Raw genomic sequence first — 14,186 nt, 5'->3', positions numbered from 1 at the left:
CGCGAAGCAAAAAAAAGAGCCTAGACTCAGTGACTATTAGCCAGCAGTGCTTAGACTTTGCTTTATGCGACCTTTAATATAGCACAACAACTGTTATTAAAGCACCGTTTTGTACAAAAAAATTTAACTTAAGATAATGATATACAAAATGTAAGCAGATGATAACATGACATCTGCTCACAAAAAAGCCGATAACCCGAAGGCCACCGGCTAGAATTGGTTAAAATTGCGAGGAAGTCAATCGAACAATAAGCTGTAAGCTATGAATGTAAAGGGCTTTAAAGTTTTACATTTTAAATATACCCCCACTTAATTAATGCTACCCCACTTAAAGGGGGTGCATCCTGTTCATTAAATAACGGAAGAGTTAACACTGGATTGGATTGTAGCTCGTATTTAATCTCATCAATACCTTCGTAGAAAGTTTCAATTCTGTCATGCAGTTTTTGCAATCGGTTTTTGAACGCATCATTGCCCAGCATAAAAGGATGCTCAAGCATTACTTCAGTTACATGTGTTAAATGCATTAATTCGCAATAACAAGTATCTAATGCTTCAATAAAATCCTGAATGGTCGTTTTGTAATCACTCAACGTTTCCAGCAATGGCAAATAGGCAGCTGTAAACGGCAGAAATTTATTTATCATATAACCACCTTGTTTGTGGAATTCGCAATGCTCATCTACGACACTCAGAACCTTTGTGGCGGTATTTGTAATAATTTTTACTGTGCTGGCCAAACGATAAGTGGCTGCATATACTGGAGAGGTTTATGGTCACACAGTCACCCATGAGTTCGCGGTATTTAAAAGCTTTACAACAAGCGTTCAGTTTGACAGAGGCACATGCTTCATTAACAGGGCGCAATACCCAGTAAACACGGCGATTGCGGAAATAGAATCACAGGGGGCTAAATAAATATATGATATTTATTATGGGTGGCCATGCGTTGTTAACTATGTTCCAATCATCCTGGGGTCGAATGATGCTTATATTTTTAAAACTGTTTAAAATCATGAATTTAACTGTGTTTCAACTGGTGCATAACTAAAAATATGTACTCATTTATGTACTCAAAAAGTAAATTACTATGCATGCAATTATGTACATAAAAAGTAAATTACTTTGATCTGTCTATGCTTGCTTACCGAACAAGTTTGAAGGGGATTACTTGTGCGCCAGCTTTCAATCCGTCCAGATAATCAGCCCAGCTTTGCATCATTTTTGCCCGTTCCACAAGATGAGCGGTTCTGTTATAGGCTCTGCCGTTGGGGTCTTTAACAGCATGGGCTAGTTGATGCTCTATAAAGTCCGGTCTAAATCCTAAGACTTCATCAAGAATAGTCCGCGCCATTGCCCTAAAGCCGTGAACGCTCATTTCATCCTTAGTAAAACCCATGCGCCTTAAGGCTGCCAACAACGCCACATCAGACATTGCTCTGGAACCGTTCGGGGTTCTTGCGGAAGGAAACACAAACCGACCACCACCGGTGAGCGGGTGTAAGCTGGTTAATATTTCAACCGCTTGTGTGGATAGGGGGACAATGTGCTGTGTTTTGGTTTTAGTGACTAAGTAACGCCATTCTTTAGCCTCAAGATTAATATGCGCCCATTCCGCTTGCCGTAATTCACCAGGACGCACAAACACCAGTGGGGCTAAACTTAGGGCGCACTTAACAACAAATTACCGCTGTATTCATCAATTGCCCTGAGAAGTGGCCTTACTTGTTGCGGGTCAGTCATTGATGAAAAATTGCCGCCATCCACGCGGGATAATGCACCTTTCAAGGCTTGGGTAATGTCGCGCTCAATATATCCGCTTGCCTCGGCATAACGGAAAACTTGCCCTGATGTTTGCAAGGCTCTGTGTGCTGTTTCAATAGCATTTCTATTTTCAATGCGCTGTAGCACTTCGAGCAGTTCCGGCGCTCTGATTTCGGCAATAGGCCGAGTACCTAGCCAAGGAAATAGGTTACGCTTTAAAAGACTGAGTGTTCGCTTTTGATGACTTTCAGAGCGGATTAACATTTTCTTGTCGTACCATTCCAGCGCCACATATTCAAAGCTGTTTATTAACGGCAGGCCAGAATCAAGGCGGTTAGTGTTTTCTTTGGCTAGCTGTTCTGTGGCCTTTGTTTGTTTTCGGGTATCGCTGGGGTCTGTGCCGTTGGCCGCGCTGGTTTTGGCTTCTTCGGCTTTGCGTCTGGCATCGGCTAAGCCAATGGTGGGGTATACGCCCACTGATAAAGTTTTACGTTTACCGCTGAAGGTGTAATCAAACCGCCACCACATAGCACCATTAGGCTTGATGAGCAGGTAAAGGCCGCCGCCGTCATTCAGTCGCTTGTCATTAGCGCTAGGTTTGGCATTGCGCAAGGTTACATCGTTAAGTATATGTTTTGCCATACAGAAGCCATCTATTTGCAGTAACAAAAGTTACTGATTTCGTTGTTACTGTAAATGTTACTGCATATTTTGTCGAGTGTTACTGTATTTTACTGTACCTCGTTGGACAATAAAAAACCCGCTAAGCCAGATAACTTACGGGTTTTTTGTACTTTATTGAATCTCTTAAAACATAAACTTGGTCGACGGCGTCAACCGAATTAAGCCATATATGTACTGATTTTACTAAATTCATGCGCTTTTTAATTTATGAGTTATTACGAAAGTTATTACAGTTGCATGAAACAGCGCACCAGATTCTCCTTTTTTGAACTGAAAGTATAGGTTCAACCTCAACCAGAAAAAACAGACTCATTCTTGTTTATTGAAATGGTCGGGGGAACCGGGGAACTGAGAGAACTTTCAGGAAAATAGCCGGTTGCAGAGGTTCACTCTAGTTATATTAAGGGAACTCGGGGAATCAATTCGGATAGATACAAAAAACTTAATTTCTCAGGCGGCTTCTAAAGTTACATGCACTCGCTGACCAAGGGCAACCGCAATATTGACCAGTGCATCCAGAGAAAAATTTGATATACGACCACGCAACAGGTCATTGATCCGAGGCTGGCTCAATCCGCAATGTTCTGCCGCTTCAGCTTGTTTCCAGTTATTTGCCTTAATAATGGCTGCAATTTGCTGCATTAACTCGGCACGAGCTTGAAGATTCGCGGCCTGTTCCGGTGTATCGGCTATTGCGTCCCATACGCTGCTAAAAGTTTGAACGTCTGTCATGGCTTACCTCTCATTAAATCGTTATACCGTTTAGCTGCCAGTTCAATATCACGCTTTGACGTTGTCTGTGTTTTTTTCTGGAAAGCATGTAAAACATAAACCGCATCCTCTAGCCTTGCCGTGTAGACCACCCGGTAAATTCCGGATTCATCCTGCACGCGAATTTCTTCCACGCCTTTACCGATAGTGGGCATGGGCTTAAAATCATCGGGTTGATCACCCCGCTGAACCTTTCCCAACTGGTAACCTGCATCCTGCCGGGCGTTTTCTGGAAACTCCCTGAGGCGCTTAAGCGAATCACCCAGAAATTTGATTAGTTTAATAGTCATTACTGATCAAATATATCAAAACCGATATATTTTATAAAGCATCAACGCCAACATTTATTAAAAAAATTGGACGTAGTTGGATGTTACTGGCTTTTAAAGGACAGCAACAAAAACCTATCCTATTGAAATATTTTAAATTTTCCACTTGACAATTTATTCTCGTGTATAAGAAAATTTTTCCGCCCTAAATAACTTTTCAGGACGAACGTTCATAAGCTGCTAGCTCGGCAGTCTAAAGAAAGAGCAGTGCCAGCTTTGATGTAGTCCCTAAACCGTAAAGAATTTCTCTGCTTGTTTAGCCAAGGTATGCATTGCTTATCTCCACGCGGTTATGGCCTAATTCAATCGAGATTTGTAATCTGGCCTCGGAATCTATTCTTTGCGCTTCTTCTTCGGAAATATTCAGATAGAGCGCTAACTGAACAATTCTTTCTTTTCTTGACCAGCCTGCTTCTACCGGCGACGGGGCGCCGGTTATTTCCCGATAGCGGTCTTGGGCGTAAAAATGGCGTTCGCTATGAAAACCAATCTCGGCGAGTCGCGCTTGTTCGTAGCATTCATTTTGGAAATCAGCATACGACATGTTTTTTGGAATCAGTGATTTTCCATCCTGGATAGCTATGGCTTGTTCCAGCGCTAGTATTCCACAGGGTCTACAGGGAACGCGGCGCAGTTTTCCGCCTTTGGTGCCGGCGCGAAGGGTAATGCGTCCGTCTTTGAGTGCTTCTTTAAGCGCCAGTTTAGGATTGAGCAGGCAGCTTTCCTTAAATCGCAAACCGAATGCGCGTTGTAAACCCAGTAAGCTGGAAATTCTGTCATCGACTGCACGTTGCGCCGTTTGGTGGGTTGCCATGCTCATGGCTTTGCTTTCTGTCGGGATATACGACCTGGCTTGAATGCCGCAATCTTTCCCCGGCTTGACGGTTTTCCATTCGCCCTGGGTGGCGAGCCGCAGCACGGTGTTTACCGCACTGACATAATTCTTTGGCGAAGACGGCGATTTCCGTTCGCCAATATCCAATTCCTGCTGCAGCGATTGGCCGTATTCCATCACGATTTCCTTGGTGATTTTCTCCATGCGCTTGATACCCTGCGGCTCAGCCCATTTGCAAAAATAGGCCCAGCGTTGACCAATATCACGCTTGGACTGAAATCCGCCGTGAAAGCGCTGCTCGACCACCATCTGACCGGCGGTCGCCATGTCCCGGCTGCCGATGCTGTAGTTGCGGCTGTATGAAGTTTCGCCTTTTGCTTTTGCCATGACCATTTTTCCTGTTTTTAGCGGATTATTTGCCCTATCTCAAAGGGGTCTCGGCGAAATCGCTTTGAGATAGGGCGGGAGTTGTGTCCAAAAAATATTTTTTATCGTGAGCAGGGGCCTCCCACCCAAACCCTCTTTTTCACACAGGACACATTCTCACGATAGTTGAGCGAATTTGCGCAGGCCATACGCCCGGCAGATATGTGTGATGAACAAGGATCAATGCGCGTTTTAATACTCGCCGCGCGCAAGCGAGATCATTTGGAATTCCTTTCTAGACGGTGGGTGTCAATCGTTCCTGCGTTCCAATGCAACGCCGGTACTTACCGTTTCCGAGTGGAATTTTCCGTACTGGAAAGATAAAAGACCCTTTTTGCCCCGGCGTTCTTTAACGGAAGCAGGCGGGACTAAAGGGCTGTAGCGGTTCAGATAAAACGTCTCTTTGTGAGAAGCTTAAAAACCGTTTCTCGATTAGACCAAAGGTGGACGGTGGGGGGTATTCGATAGTTGAGAATTGGCACAACCGATTTTTAAAAACAAAAAACGGAATCTTGTTTGTGGAAGCTGGTTCCGGCAAACATTCGGCATTTTTGGGATAAAATGCAATACCAATAGCGCTGTTCGGACGCAGCTTACTAACGCGCTCTAGCGAAAATTTTTTGAATGCGTACCAAGGCACGCGGGGTGAGGTCTGGTGGTATACCAGAATTGCTTAAAGCTAGGCCTGTAGAGAGCATAGTCTCAGCCTAGATAATGGGATAATCAACGCAAGCGCAGATTGCCCTAGAAAAATAACATCACGGCAAGCCGTTAAAAATAATCACGCCGGAGCGCTTAACAGGTTCCTTATTTTAAGTGCTGAACTGGCACTACAAGTGAGCCGCAACTTGCAACGGTTAAACTGGCAAAAATTCTATTTTGAGTTTTCATTTTTGTCAACCCGTTAAATTGAATAAAAAAATAGATATTTTCGATTAAAAAATATAGGTTGAAATGAGTTTGTATGGTCTCTGAACGTCATTGACGGGTCAATGGCGTTCAGAGAGGGGGCAAAGGCGCTCAGGGAAAGGGGAGCGTTGACGTTCATTGTGAGGTCAATAACAGCCAGTGAGGGATCAGTGATAGGTCAATGACGTTGAAGAGGCTTAATAATTGCTTAGGTAGTCATGCAGGTTTTGCAAGTATCGCCAGTTTTGTTTTCTCCATTAAAAAACATTTGCCTCATAAGTTGACCATTCGCGCATCCTGTTGCAACCGAACCATCAAATTAATGCTGATGCTGCTACAGCGAAATTTCCCCGTCAATAGCCAAATGGCAGAAATTTTAAAGAGGCCGATTCTGGCGTTCTTTTGCTTCTATGAGATAAGAATAATCAGATTATTATTCTGATGATGTTATTTTTTAGGACGTTACCCCATGAGTCAATTAGTTACCTCTATCCCCGCAGATGTACGTGAACGAATCATCCAGGCTGCAAACGATTTGTACGAGCAAGTCGGTCGGCAAAGCTTCCCAACCGTTGACCAAGTGCGACGATATGCCCGCGTAGACATGAATGCGGCTTCTGCTATCATGCGCGAATGGCGACGAGTTCAGAGCGTTCAGGCAGCGCCGGTAGCTGTGCATGTGCCGGACGCCATGGTTAAGGCAAATCATCAGGTGTTGGTTGCGCTGTGGACTCAAGCCCAGGAGATGGCGAACGAAAGTCTTAAGACGGCTCAATCTGCATGGGAAGCAGAGAGAACCGAGCTAGACGACATGCGGCAGGAATTAGCTAATGCCTATGAGACACAGGCCGCCGAGTTTGAGCAATTTAAAACTCAGGCCGCCGATACGGCGCTGACCCACCAAGAAGACGCAAAGCTGGCCGCTAGTGATCTGGCAAGCGTCCGGATAGAATTAGCTCAAGCATTGACCAGAGCGGAACGTGCGGAAGCACAAGTCGGCGAGATTGAGCGCCGGGCCGCCGATCTTCGCGGCGAATTGGACAGAGCGCATGAGGATATTGACCAAGCACGTAGTGCCTTAACAGATCAGCAAAAATTAACCGCATCTATCGCCGTCGAGCGTGACGCGGCCAAATCTGAGCTGACCAGGGTGCTTGCGACCGCTGAGGCAATGGCGGAGACTCAACGGGAACAACGTAACGCCGCCACCCAAGAACTTGCTAAGTTGACTGAGCAGCGCGATCTGGCGCTTAAGTCGGCAGCGGCAGCGCGTGAAAATGGGGCGGAATTGGCCGGTAAGTTATCGGTCTTGCAGGAACAGAACGTGGCATTGTTGGCTCGACTGGTGCCAAATAACAATACTGCATTGTAAACAGGGGCAATACAAGAAACAAAGATTTTGATGCACACTTAGCGGTGTAAATGATTATGATGGTATTTTTGCTAAAACAATGATTACAATTATAAAAGACCCACTCGGATTTCTAAAAAACATTTAATTGTTGCTTTAAAAACTAATTAACCTTCCTTAACGCACACAATTTGAAGGCCAATAACCAATTTACGCGCAATTTCTTCTGTTACTGCTATATTTGGTAAATAATATGTGCCACCACTATCACGGTACTCAAATTTTTTAGAGCTATAATCGATATTCAATAGTTGAATTACACCTATATCAATGCAATTAAATTCAACCAAACTTTGAATGTTTCTGGTTTGTGCTTCGACAAATAATTTACTTATGTCATGCCCAATTTTTTTAAGTTCATTAGCAGTCATTCCAGAGCTAAATAGAAACGCTTTCAATGAAAGCTCTATAGAATGACCAAACAAATAAAATATTGGGTATTGCATGTTGTATTGAATATCAGCTGCTTTATTAAGCAGCGTTTCAGCAGCGATTAAAAACTCCGTAGCATGTAACAGCAAGCCATTGGTAGTTACGTTTATCTCAGACATACAAGCTCCAAATATAAAAGTTAATATTTCACGGGTCAATATAATATCAAAATATTATAGTAATTTTTCCATACAAATATTTCTATTTTTAAAAGGCGGATACCAGTAACGATGTCTGATAAGACTGATGTTATAAATTTATTTAGTCCCACGGGGAATGCCTCTTTATAATTTAAAAAACCAATAAAATAAACTATTTAGTGTCAGCAGATTGATTAATTCTTTCTTTCCAATATTTTGCTTTTTCAAAGTCGATTTTCTGATCAAGAAGTCCTTTTTCAAACGCTTCTTGTATTTTTTTCATTGATTCGACATCATCTTTAATTGCTGCTACCTTGGCGTAATATTGAAATGCTTTACTACCATTTTTTATAGTTCCAATACCATTTTCGTACATTTGTGCTATTTTGACATTTAGAGAAACATCATAATTTGATTCAGAAGCTCTCTCATAAAGTTGTAATGCTTGAACCGAATCTTTTGGTACACCTAAACCATCTTCATAAATCTTCCCTAATCGAGCAAAAGCAATATTGCTATCAGATATATCGATTGCATTCCTATACCAAGTAATAGCCTGTATATAATTTTGTATTACACCTTTGCCACTTAAATATGCATCACCAAGTAAAACAAATGCGCTGACGTCAGCTTCTTTAGCAGCTTTATTTAACCAAAAAATAGCGTCTGTATATTCTGTATCCGTGTTTCCATATTTAAGTAAAAGAATCCCGAGAAGTGATTCTGCAACAACATAATTTTGCTTAGCAGATTTTAATGCCCATTCTTTCGCTTTAGAAATATTAACTAATACAGTCTTTTCTTTAGGATATTTCATATTTAAATTCCCAGAATATATTAATGCTAGGCTATATTGTGAATCAGCATTACCTTGATTTGCCGCTAATAAATACCATTTCTCAGCCTGTATTTCATCACGATCAACCCCGATTTCGAATTCATAAATAAAACCAAGAAGTCTTTGAGCTGCTATATTGCCTTTTTCAGCGGCTTTGAGAAACCAACCTAAAGCTTGAGATTGGCTTGCTTGCAAATTGTCTGGAACGCCGAGCAAAGAACTAAAATACATGCAGCCTAAATTAACTTGAGCATTTACATCACCCTGTTCTGCTTTTCTTCTCAGGTGATCTTGTGCTTGATTAATAACTTCCTTAATTTGGCTATCATCCGTAATTTGTTTATCATCCGTACTGTAAGATAGCTTATTGCCGTTATGGCCATTAAGGATAAGAATGGCAAAAGTACCTGCTTCCAAAGATTTCCGATACCAATCGATTGCAATCAACATATCTTGTTTAACACCATAGCCGTTTGCATAAAAATTGGCTATTTTCTCCATAGAATCCCCATTGCCTTGATTAGCCGACTTACGGTACCAAACAAGTGCTTTATCATAACTTTTATCTACTCCATTTCCTTCTGCGTATAATGTACCGAGTAAGTTTTGAGCTGTGGGTATACCCTCCTTGGCGGCTAATTCAAATTCCTTAGCTGCGGTTTTATACTCCTTTTTTTTCATAGCTACTAATCCAGACTCAAGATCAGCTGAGGCATTTGTAGTGTACAAAATAGTAATTATTACGAATTGAGCAATTTTAATTTTCATCTAATTTACATTTATTTATTAAGTAATATAAAAAATTAAGAATTCAGAACAAAATTTAAATTTTATGTTGAACACTAAACTTTGGTGTAACTAATCAAGTTCTAGTTTTTTTCTGCGTTCATAATCTATCAATTTTATAAAGCAATCTTAAAGTTTAATTTTTCAATTTATTTAGTCCAGAAAAATAAAATTTTGGTTTTTTTCTGTCAATAACATCGTTTTGTTCATTTCCACTATTTTTAATTATATTTTGAATATTTCTTGACTGGATAGGTATGCCAGATGCTACTGCTTGAAGACGATTAATAGATTTTAAAACTGGTTCGAATAGTTTTTCGTAGTAAATTGGATCTGATTCAGCGGCTTCATCCATTACCATAATCAAGCTAGTAAAAACCTCAGCAGACAAATTTATTTCATAATTATGATGTGATTTGGTATTAAAGTCTTTTATATTTCTTGCAACTATATTAAAACTACGATTAAGCCCTAGCGATATTTGAAATGATTCAATATAAATAGAAGAGATGCCATGGTAATTATAAGCACCATAACGACTTATTTTTAAATTTGAATTTCTCATATTTATACTCCAACTCTTAAGTAAAGTTTGTTTTTAAAACTTAAAAAAGTAATTTTTCTAAAAAGTCTATTTAAAATACTCATTCAAAACTATCATAAGTACTATTAAATTCTTTTGTGCCTGGCACTTGGGAATCATCTAGAAAGCATGAAAATCCAATTCGTTCCGGTGGCAGCTCTAAAAGATAAATACCAGTGTTATATTGCTTTCTAACAGCATTTTCTATATAGAAAAACGGGTCTGATATTACTGACTCAATCGCATAAAGTGGACTAGTTGGCATACTCTCGCAATGTCTCAAATCTGGATCATCAATTGTTGGTGGGATGTCTAAATAGCTCAACAGTTTATCGCTTGATCGTAGAAATAAAAAAAGCCTATTCATGAATGCATCTCTCACCATATTATGACGATCGATAATTTCATTAAGGAAATCAGCAACGTCTTTCTCAACGACAATGTTGATATTTTTAGTGCCTAAACGCCTTAACTCTTGGGATATGTAACGTCTAGCCTCTCTGGATAAGCGTTTGCCTTCCATTTCCTTATCGAGTTTTTTGATTTCTGTCTTGAGTATGTTGTTTAAAAAAGCATCTCTTTTAAAAAAAACTCTATCCAATTGACTATCAAATGCACTCAAAAGAGGTTCGTAGATTTTGATACTAATTTTTGTGGTATTCATGCCCCCCCCTCTTTTATGATATCGAATGATTAAAAGTCTACATCTGAAAGAAAATTGTGTCAATAGTGTAAAGAAAAATCTTTTTACTTAACAAAGAAATCGCACTTATTAATTGCTGATCTATCATCCTATTGATTTGAAACGTCGACAATGCGATATATCGGACTTGTCTCGTTGCGGCTTAACTCTTCGTTATAGACCCGCGCCAAGCCTAATTGAATTACCGGGTATCGCCGCAGCATCAGATTGTCACGCAACGGCAGTAAACTTTCCTTCCACCAGCACAATCGACTTAACACCAAGAACTTTCTTACGCAGAATCATCTTTCAAGCGCCAGTTCAGTATCCAGAAATTGAAGGTTATAGCCCACCCAAGGGACTGTCAAAACTCTTCGCCTCTCATCAATATAGGCACCAGGCAGCAATGTGCAGCTACCACAATTTATGGTTTTTTTCTACTTCTAGACAGTTCGAAATTCGGCGTTTTTCGATGTGATAGATGATTTGTTCTTGTTGCACAATTTCAATTTACACAAATATTACCCTTCTCTGGATCAAGGCGTACCTCCATGTCCAAACTACCTGAAACCGGTTATCTGCGATTAGCGCAAATCATTGGTAATCCCAAAGCCAACCCTCCAATACCCGCCTTAATTCCAGTCAGTAAATCCACCTGGTGGGAAGGCGTAAAATCCGGACGATATCCAGCGCCTGTCAAACTCGGTCCACGCATTACCGCCTGGCGTGTGGAAGATATTCGGGAATTGATCAAAAAACTCTTTCAAGATGCAGTCAGCGCCTAGAAAAAAACTGCCACCGTTCGGCAGAATATTATCGGAGAAATTGCAATCTGCAAATCCACCCTGGCTGCTGATTGTCTGCATAGGACGTGACAGTTGGCGACGCGCCAAACATTGGCAGAAAAACCCGACTGTCTGGGCATTGGTGATGCCTGCGTCAGAATCGCCACTTTGCTATGTCTGGCAGGTTTCGGCGCTATATGTCCTTGTAGACTGGGATCTAGGGCCAACCCACAATCAAATTATTCAATTGGTGAAAATTCTGCTGGTTGCCGGAGCAGAGCAGGTGACGGTTCTCCCTTGCTGGGTCGATGTCAGTCAACCAGCCGTTGAATACGACTCATCAAGGCCTGCGGGTGATCGCTGGGTTCAGGCCAGGGAACAGATCATGATTTATCCGGGACTCAAGCAGAGAGATGGCGATGTTTCTGCCTGAAGCAATAGAACTGGACGATGCTGAATTGTCTAGCCTGGAAAAAAGCGTCCTTTCCAATAAAACCGAGATTAGGCAATTATCCTTTGCCGACTTGGATTTACCCTGTTATATCGTAGAAGAACACTGGTTCGACTTGGGCGGCAAGCGTCAATCTGGCGTCTGGTATTGCTATCAGAGCGAAGGCAACCAGAAAAGTCCTGCTGCACAGCATGCCATACGGATTTGCTCGCCACTGTATATAGAGGCGGTCACCAATACCGAAGATGGCCAGTATTTTGGGCGCTTGCTACGTTTCCGTGATACCTTTGGACGTTGGCGGCAATGGGCCATGCCTATGGAATTGCTGCGTGGTTCCGGCGAAGAATTACGCGGAGAACTGCTGGCTGCCGGTGTGGAGATAGAATGGAAGCATCGTCACAAACTGGCGGATTATCTCCAATCGCATATTCCGGAAAAAGTAATTACCGCCGCCACGCATACCGGCTGGGCGGCCAAAGGCCATGCCTTTGTGATGCCGGATCGGATTCTCGGTGCCGATAATGTCTATTTGCAAAGTGATTGTATTAGTCACTATGGAGCCATTCGTACCGGTGGCGATTACCTGCAATGGCAGCAGCTTGCGGGCTATTGCGCCGGAAATCCGGTATTGGTCTTATCGCTGTGCGTCTCATTCGCCGGGCCATTGCTAGCTAAAGTCCACCACGATTCCGGTGGCATACACTGGGTAGGCGACTCCAGTACCGGTAAGACCACGGCTTTACTGCTGGCTGCTTCGATATGGGGCGGCGAGGATTTCAAGCGCAGCTGGCGGGCCACTTCAAATGGTCTGGAAAGTGTTGCGGCCATGTTGTCTGATACTTGTTTGTGTCTGGATGAAATCAATGAAGCTGAACCGCAGGAAATTGGCGGTATTGTCTATTGTTTAGGCAACGGCACTGGCAAAACCAGAGCCAATAAAGCCGGTTCTGCCAGACAAGTACAGCGCTGGCGGTTAACAATCCTATCCACGGGCGAACGTTCAATCACTACCGCCATGAAAGAAAGCGGTAAACAGGCCAAGGCCGGCCAGTTACTGCGTTTGCTCAGTATTTCGGTAAAACGGCAATTTGGGCTATTCGACAACCTACATCATTTTAATGATGGCAGAACCCTATCGGATTTCTTCAAAACCCAGTCTGCCAAGCATTACGGCCATGCCGGTATCAAGTTTGTTGAATATCTGATTCAGCAAGGCAATGCCGATTTCGGTACGGTACTGGCAAAAATCGTAACCCAATTCAGTCATATTGATCATCAGTCGGCCAGGGTAGCCTCTAAATTTGCCTTGTACGCGATGGCCGGAGAACTGGCTATCGAAGCCGGCATAGCACCTTGGGAACAGGGGACTGCATTACAGGCTTGCCAGTTGTTTTTTTCCCAATGGCTGCGTGAACGCGGTAAAGGGCTTACAGAAGACCAGCAAATTTTACAAAATGTCGGCACCTATATTCTGAAATACGGCGATACCCGATTCACAGACAAAAATAATCCCGACGAGAAACCACGGGCCGAACGAGCGGGATGGTATCAAGATAATGATGATGAACGCATTTATCTATTCACCAGTGACGCACTAAAGGAAGCTGGCGGCAATTTTGATTTCAGCCGGGTACTGAAAGCCCTGGAAGACGCCAAATGGATAGTCGCTCACAATGCCGGTAAACGCGCCAGAAAAACCACGATAGCCGGCTTAGGCAAACCTTCTTTGTATTGGATATTGCCAGTCGAGGAAGTGGATCATGCTTGAAGGCCTGTTTAACCAGATTGCTGGGCAAATGCCGCCGACAGTTCCCCCGGATTCTTCACAAAAACCACCAAGGGAACCGCTACAGACCAGGGTTTATAAGCCTATTCTCTGGGTTCCCCCGGTTCGCTCAGAAAAATTCAAAATCCAAAATGCACAACCATTTTCTGAACAAGAAAGGCAAAAAATACTCGATTATTTGGCCGCTATTGGCGAGACCGATCAGGAAATTATTCAAGAGGTGTTGGAAGCTTGCGTTAGGGATACCAGCAAAAGGCTTTGGTTGCTGCAATGGGCTGACAAGATTTTGCCACCCCCAAAAATCGATATATTGGATGATCGGCATTATTGCCGGGAGTGCGGTTTTATGAAAAACCGCAGATGCCGAAAGCATGGCTTTAAGCCAGTGGATGATATTCCCCGGCGGTGTGTGGATTTTTTAAGTAAGGGAAATGGTTGATACACCAATTTCTCTAACCAAAAACCGAAATCAAGAAAAAAAGTCATGGTCTGACGTGCACAAGCAAAAACAAACAATTCGCTCATCCGCTTACTACAGGCCAAAATTTGATTACTGTAAATTCAACCATAGCGC

The 14,186-nt window shown here is 42.5% G+C and carries 15 protein-coding genes; 5 read left to right on the top strand and 10 right to left on the bottom strand.

What is annotated here, in order from left to right; all coding sequences use genetic code 11:
• Window positions 1-293 precede the first annotated feature (293 nt).
• The 6 genes from ABH008_RS13990 to ABH008_RS13965 form a co-directional block, all read right to left on the bottom strand.
• Window positions 294-647 (bottom strand): hypothetical protein, encoded by a 354-nt coding sequence (locus tag ABH008_RS13990; RefSeq protein ID WP_347986232.1) that lies wholly within the window; start codon window positions 645-647, stop codon window positions 294-296.
• Window positions 648-1,144: 497 nt separating this feature from the next.
• On the bottom strand, window positions 1,145-1,642 hold the full coding sequence (locus ABH008_RS13985; RefSeq protein ID WP_347986231.1) for a site-specific integrase: 498 nt from the start codon (window positions 1,640-1,642) through the stop codon (window positions 1,145-1,147).
• Window positions 1,643-1,662: 20 nt separating this feature from the next.
• On the bottom strand, window positions 1,663-2,406 hold the full coding sequence (locus ABH008_RS13980) for an integrase arm-type DNA-binding domain-containing protein (protein WP_347986230.1): 744 nt from the start codon (window positions 2,404-2,406) through the stop codon (window positions 1,663-1,665).
• A 492-nt stretch (window positions 2,407-2,898) separates the two neighbouring features.
• On the bottom strand, window positions 2,899-3,180 hold the full coding sequence (locus ABH008_RS13975) for an XRE family transcriptional regulator (RefSeq protein WP_347986229.1): 282 nt from the start codon (window positions 3,178-3,180) through the stop codon (window positions 2,899-2,901).
• A complete protein-coding gene (locus tag ABH008_RS13970) occupies window positions 3,177-3,509 on the bottom strand; it encodes a type II toxin-antitoxin system RelE/ParE family toxin (RefSeq protein WP_347986228.1) in 333 nt (110 codons plus the stop codon). Before ABH008_RS13970 ends, ABH008_RS13975 begins: the two co-directional genes overlap by 4 nt.
• Window positions 3,510-3,804: 295 nt before the next feature.
• Window positions 3,805-4,770, bottom strand: coding sequence for an integrase domain-containing protein (locus tag ABH008_RS13965; protein ID WP_347986227.1), 966 nt, complete (start codon window positions 4,768-4,770; stop codon window positions 3,805-3,807).
• A 1,417-nt stretch (window positions 4,771-6,187) separates the two neighbouring features.
• On the opposite strand from ABH008_RS13965, the gene ABH008_RS13960 reads away from it, so the two are divergent.
• Window positions 6,188-7,090: a DNA-binding protein gene (locus tag ABH008_RS13960; RefSeq protein WP_347986226.1), complete on the top strand. Its 903-nt coding sequence runs from the start codon at window positions 6,188-6,190 to the stop codon at window positions 7,088-7,090.
• 146 nt (window positions 7,091-7,236) lie between these two features.
• Here ABH008_RS13960 and ABH008_RS13955 read toward each other — a convergent pair whose 3' ends face one another.
• The 4 genes from ABH008_RS13955 to ABH008_RS13940 all read right to left on the bottom strand — a co-directional run bounded on the left by ABH008_RS13955 (window position 7,237) and on the right by ABH008_RS13940 (window position 10,572).
• Window positions 7,237-7,680, bottom strand: coding sequence for a hypothetical protein (locus ABH008_RS13955; RefSeq protein ID WP_347986225.1), 444 nt, complete (start codon window positions 7,678-7,680; stop codon window positions 7,237-7,239).
• A gap of 193 nt (window positions 7,681-7,873) precedes the next feature.
• Window positions 7,874-9,307, bottom strand: coding sequence for a tetratricopeptide repeat protein (locus ABH008_RS13950; RefSeq protein ID WP_347986224.1), 1,434 nt, complete (start codon window positions 9,305-9,307; stop codon window positions 7,874-7,876).
• A gap of 154 nt (window positions 9,308-9,461) precedes the next feature.
• Entirely contained in the window at window positions 9,462-9,890 is a 429-nt protein-coding gene (locus ABH008_RS13945; protein ID WP_347986223.1) for a hypothetical protein, read from the bottom strand.
• A 79-nt stretch (window positions 9,891-9,969) separates the two neighbouring features.
• On the bottom strand, window positions 9,970-10,572 hold the full coding sequence (locus ABH008_RS13940; protein WP_347986222.1) for a hypothetical protein: 603 nt from the start codon (window positions 10,570-10,572) through the stop codon (window positions 9,970-9,972).
• A gap of 569 nt (window positions 10,573-11,141) precedes the next feature.
• Between ABH008_RS13940 and ABH008_RS13935 the strand changes: the two genes are divergently transcribed.
• Genes ABH008_RS13935 through ABH008_RS13920 form a run of 4 tightly spaced genes read left to right on the top strand, consistent with a single transcriptional unit; the run spans window position 11,142 to window position 14,051 of the window.
• Complete coding sequence (locus tag ABH008_RS13935) at window positions 11,142-11,375, top strand: AlpA family phage regulatory protein (protein WP_347986221.1); 234 nt, start codon at window positions 11,142-11,144, stop codon at window positions 11,373-11,375.
• On the top strand, window positions 11,359-11,808 hold the full coding sequence (locus ABH008_RS13930) for a hypothetical protein (protein ID WP_347986220.1): 450 nt from the start codon (window positions 11,359-11,361) through the stop codon (window positions 11,806-11,808). The genes ABH008_RS13935 and ABH008_RS13930 overlap by 17 nt, the downstream gene beginning before the upstream one ends.
• On the top strand, window positions 11,795-13,594 hold the full coding sequence (locus ABH008_RS13925) for a DUF927 domain-containing protein (protein WP_347986219.1): 1,800 nt from the start codon (window positions 11,795-11,797) through the stop codon (window positions 13,592-13,594). The genes ABH008_RS13930 and ABH008_RS13925 overlap by 14 nt, the downstream gene beginning before the upstream one ends.
• Window positions 13,587-14,051, top strand: coding sequence for a hypothetical protein (locus tag ABH008_RS13920; protein WP_347986218.1), 465 nt, complete (start codon window positions 13,587-13,589; stop codon window positions 14,049-14,051). The genes ABH008_RS13925 and ABH008_RS13920 overlap by 8 nt, the downstream gene beginning before the upstream one ends.
• The last annotated feature ends 135 nt before the right edge of the window (window positions 14,052-14,186 follow it).

This window comes from Methylomonas sp. AM2-LC (assembly GCF_039904985.1).
Classification (GTDB): Bacteria; Pseudomonadota; Gammaproteobacteria; order Methylococcales; family Methylomonadaceae; genus Methylomonas.
This window is presented reverse-complemented; position numbering and strand designations above follow the sequence as displayed.

What these genes read in the sequence shown, in the direction of transcription:
- ABH008_RS13960 (WP_347986226.1), top strand. Translation starts at nt 6,188, where the DNA reads ATGAGTCAATTAGTTACCTCTATCCCCGCAGATGTACGTGAACGAATC.
- ABH008_RS13945 (WP_347986223.1), bottom strand. Translation starts at nt 9,890, where the DNA reads ATGAGAAATTCAAATTTAAAAATAAGTCGTTATGGTGCTTATAATTAC.
- ABH008_RS13990 (WP_347986232.1), bottom strand. Translation starts at nt 647, where the DNA reads ATGATAAATAAATTTCTGCCGTTTACAGCTGCCTATTTGCCATTGCTG.
- ABH008_RS13970 (WP_347986228.1), bottom strand. Translation starts at nt 3,509, where the DNA reads ATGACTATTAAACTAATCAAATTTCTGGGTGATTCGCTTAAGCGCCTC.
- ABH008_RS13920 (WP_347986218.1), top strand. Translation starts at nt 13,587, where the DNA reads ATGCTTGAAGGCCTGTTTAACCAGATTGCTGGGCAAATGCCGCCGACA.
- ABH008_RS13925 (WP_347986219.1), top strand. Translation starts at nt 11,795, where the DNA reads ATGTTTCTGCCTGAAGCAATAGAACTGGACGATGCTGAATTGTCTAGC.
- ABH008_RS13965 (WP_347986227.1), bottom strand. Translation starts at nt 4,770, where the DNA reads ATGGCAAAAGCAAAAGGCGAAACTTCATACAGCCGCAACTACAGCATC.
- ABH008_RS13975 (WP_347986229.1), bottom strand. Translation starts at nt 3,180, where the DNA reads ATGACAGACGTTCAAACTTTTAGCAGCGTATGGGACGCAATAGCCGAT.
- ABH008_RS13935 (WP_347986221.1), top strand. Translation starts at nt 11,142, where the DNA reads ATGTCCAAACTACCTGAAACCGGTTATCTGCGATTAGCGCAAATCATT.
- ABH008_RS13950 (WP_347986224.1), bottom strand. Translation starts at nt 9,307, where the DNA reads ATGAAAATTAAAATTGCTCAATTCGTAATAATTACTATTTTGTACACT.
- ABH008_RS13940 (WP_347986222.1), bottom strand. Translation starts at nt 10,572, where the DNA reads ATGAATACCACAAAAATTAGTATCAAAATCTACGAACCTCTTTTGAGT.
- ABH008_RS13980 (WP_347986230.1), bottom strand. Translation starts at nt 2,406, where the DNA reads ATGGCAAAACATATACTTAACGATGTAACCTTGCGCAATGCCAAACCT.
- ABH008_RS13955 (WP_347986225.1), bottom strand. Translation starts at nt 7,680, where the DNA reads ATGTCTGAGATAAACGTAACTACCAATGGCTTGCTGTTACATGCTACG.
- ABH008_RS13930 (WP_347986220.1), top strand. Translation starts at nt 11,359, where the DNA reads ATGCAGTCAGCGCCTAGAAAAAAACTGCCACCGTTCGGCAGAATATTA.